Annotated in this window: 1 protein-coding gene and 3 pseudogenes; 3 read left to right on the top strand and 1 reads right to left on the bottom strand. The window is 67.9% G+C overall.

The window, feature by feature from the left end:
• Together ACWDAG_RS47650 and ACWDAG_RS47645 are read left to right on the top strand one after the other, a co-directional pair.
• Positions 1-333, top strand: a pseudogene (locus tag ACWDAG_RS47650) (amino acid transporter); the annotation flags it as partial.
• Positions 334-508: 175 nt separating this feature from the next.
• On the top strand, positions 509-1,465 hold the full coding sequence (locus ACWDAG_RS47645) for a hypothetical protein (protein WP_450701851.1): 957 nt from the start codon (positions 509-511) through the stop codon (positions 1,463-1,465).
• A 280-nt stretch (positions 1,466-1,745) separates the two neighbouring features.
• On the opposite strand, the pseudogene ACWDAG_RS47640 reads toward ACWDAG_RS47645, so the two are convergent.
• Positions 1,746-2,231, bottom strand: a pseudogene (locus ACWDAG_RS47640) (AAA family ATPase); the annotation flags it as partial.
• Between the two features lie 389 nt (positions 2,232-2,620).
• On the opposite strand from ACWDAG_RS47640, the pseudogene ACWDAG_RS47635 reads away from it, so the two are divergent.
• Positions 2,621-3,012, top strand: a pseudogene (locus ACWDAG_RS47635) (transposase); the annotation flags it as partial.

The raw sequence follows: 3,012 nt of genomic DNA, 5'->3' as shown, positions 1-3,012 counted from the left end.
TTCCTGCTCAACTCCTCCGGTGCGATCGCCCTGTTCGTGTGGCTGGTGATCTGCTTCTCGCAGCTGCGGATGCGCAGGATCATCGAGCGGGAGACGCCGGAGAAGCTCGTCGTCAGGATGTGGCTCTACCCCTATCTGACCTGGGCGACCATCGCCCTGATCACCTTCGTCCTGGGCTACATGCTCACCGACACGGCCGACGGCGGCGGACGCGACCAGGTGGTCCTCTCCACCCTGGTGGCCATCGGCGTCGTGGCCGTCGCACTCGTCCGCCAACGGCTGGGGCGAACAGTACGCATGAAGTCACCCCGTCCTAGGGACCGGGCTCTGTAGGGCGACAGCCTGCCCTCGACCGGCGGTGGTGGTGCGCCCCCCCGCACCGCCGCCGCCCCATACGGCCCGGACCGCTGATGCAGAACCGCACCCGGGACCGCTTTGCTCCCTGCGCATCACGTGACGATCAGCGAGCAGGTCTTGCCCGCGTCCCCACTCTCCTAGGTTGCCCCGCATGTCATTCCTGTCGACTCGCCGCAAGGCCTCCCGCATCGTCCTGGAGCTTGACGACGTGCACCTTGGCAAGCTTCTCAAGTCGCTCCGCACCACGACGCGATCGGGCGCGATCGCGAGCACGGATCTGCGCGTGGTGCAGATCGCCGACTTCCTGAAGCATCACTCCCAGGACTGGGACCGCCACACGTTCCGTCTGGCGGTCCTGGCGCAATTCCTGGCGGATACGCCGGTGCCCTCGAGGTGGGCTGAGCGGGAGCCGGACAGCGCCACTGCCCTTGCTCTGCACGCCTGGTCCGAGGTCTTCCGGGCGCGAGCAACGGGGAATGCGGAAGGTGCCTCGCGAGCAAGCACGAACTGCCTGCGCGCTGCGGATCTCGCCCCGCTGGACCCCACCCCGTGGATCGTCCTGCTGGAGATAGCGCGCCTGGAGCGCCACCGCGCAGCTGAAACCTTCTATGTCTGGAACGAGCTACTGCTCCGCGACCGCTGGAACCGCGATGCCTACCTGAGCATGATGCGCTACCTGACTCCCGACGAGGCCGGTTCGCGACTGCAGGTACTGGAGTTCGTCGACTCCCTACGGTCACGCATGCCCGCCAATGCGCCCTGCGCGGCGACGGAACTCACCTCCCAAGTGCTGCACTATCAATCGATCCGGACCCGGGGAGGAGTGGAGGGTCTCATGGCACGCAACTACTGGACCGATGTATATGTCACAGCAGCGCTCGACCGCGCCTCGCAACACTGGACACAGCCCTCGTTCCTCAGCCATGCAGCCGCGCTTGCCGACCTCAACACGCTCGCCTACGCGCTGATGTCCGCCGATCGCCACCGCGAGGCCCTTCCCATCTTCCGGGCCATCTGCGGTGCGGTCACCACCTGGCCCTGGCGGTTCGAAGGAGACCCGCTGACCGCGTTCCAACGGGCGCAGGGTCGTGCTGAAGCCAGCCGGTGACACCATCCGGAGATCTTTGACGCTGCGCGTTCCTCACCGTCGTCCGAGCGGCCCGGCCGACCCGCGTCGTGGTCTCCACCAGCGGCTTCCCGATCGATCACGCCGTCGGCGGTGTTGCCGGGACACCGGCCGCCGGCCTGGCCGACAGCGGTGTGTCCCATGCCGCAGTTGATGACGAAGGTCATCGTCCGCTCGGCGCCCCGGACGCCGCCGTCGGTGTCGGCCGGCACCCCGTGACGCCGACGACCGTGCAGGCGATCGCCGCCGCCACGACCGCCCACGCCCCGAGTCTGAGGTCGGGGTGGGGGCGGGTGGCGGCGACCAGGTCCACCGCGTACCGCCGGACCGTTTCGGCGACATGGACTCCGCGCACGGCCTCGACCAGCTTCACGATGTCGTGCGCGTGCGCCACCGGCTGCAGGTCCTCCAGCGGGGAGGCACCGCCGTGCACGTCGAGCATCTGCAGTTCGGCCTCCACGCTGGGGTAGCCCACCGAGACCCGGGCCATGAAGCGGCCGCGCTGGGCCTCGGGCAGCGGGTAGGTGCCCTCCACCTCGACCGGGTTCTGCGTGGCCACCACCATGAAGGGGCTGGGCAGCTCGTAGGTCTGCCCGTCGATGGTGACCTGGCGCTCCTCTGTCGACTCCAGCAGCGCCGACTGGGTCTTGGGCGAGGCGCGGTTGATCTCGTCGCCGATCACGATCTGCGCGAAGATCGCGCCCGGTTTGAACTCGAAGTCCCAGCGCTGCTGGTCCCAGATGGACACACGCCACCTTCTGTCTGCCGTGGTCGTCGTGGCACTGGTCGCGTTCGGCTACTACGCTCTCCAGCCCGTCCGAGAGGTTTGCTCGCTCAGCTCCGAGCCCTATGGGTCCACCTTCGCCCCAGACAACACCCACGCCTCCAGCGATGGTCAGTGCGGTGAAGAGCGGACGCGGTTCCTGACCTGGTTAGGGCGATAGGGCTCCTGATCGGCCAAGCCGATGACTGCGGGTTGCCGCCGTCACCGACGATCAGGGGTGCCGTGGTTGTGGTTGATGCCCTACCACCCGATCCGAGCGGTGCGAGGCAGGCTCAGCAGCCAGGTTGGAAAAGCCTCATTGTGGTGAGTAAGACGCCGTTTCAGTTGGTGTGATCTTGCGGCAGTCTGGGGTGATGACTGCTGCGCTTGTCGAGCGGATGGCGCCGGAAGAGCTGTGGACGTTGTTCCAGCGGGTGGTCCCGCCGGCGCCGATCCGTCCTCAGGGTGGAGGGCACCGACGGCGAGGGGACCGCGAGGTGCTGGCTGCCATCATCTTCGTGGCCACCTCAGGCTGCACCTGGAACCAACTGCCGCCAGGCTTCGGGCTGTCGGGCGTGACGGCCTTCCGCCGGTTCACCGAGGGGACGGAGGCCCGGGTGTGGGCCAAGCTCCACCGCCTGGTCCTCGACGAACTTGGTGCCCGCGGCGATCTGGACTGGTCGCGGTGCGCGATCGACTCCGTCAGCGTCCGTGCCCTCAAAGGGGGCAGCTGACGGGACCGAATCCGACCGCGCGGCAAGAACGG

The organism is Streptomyces sp. NPDC001157 (assembly GCF_053598255.1).
This window is presented reverse-complemented; position numbering and strand designations above follow the sequence as displayed.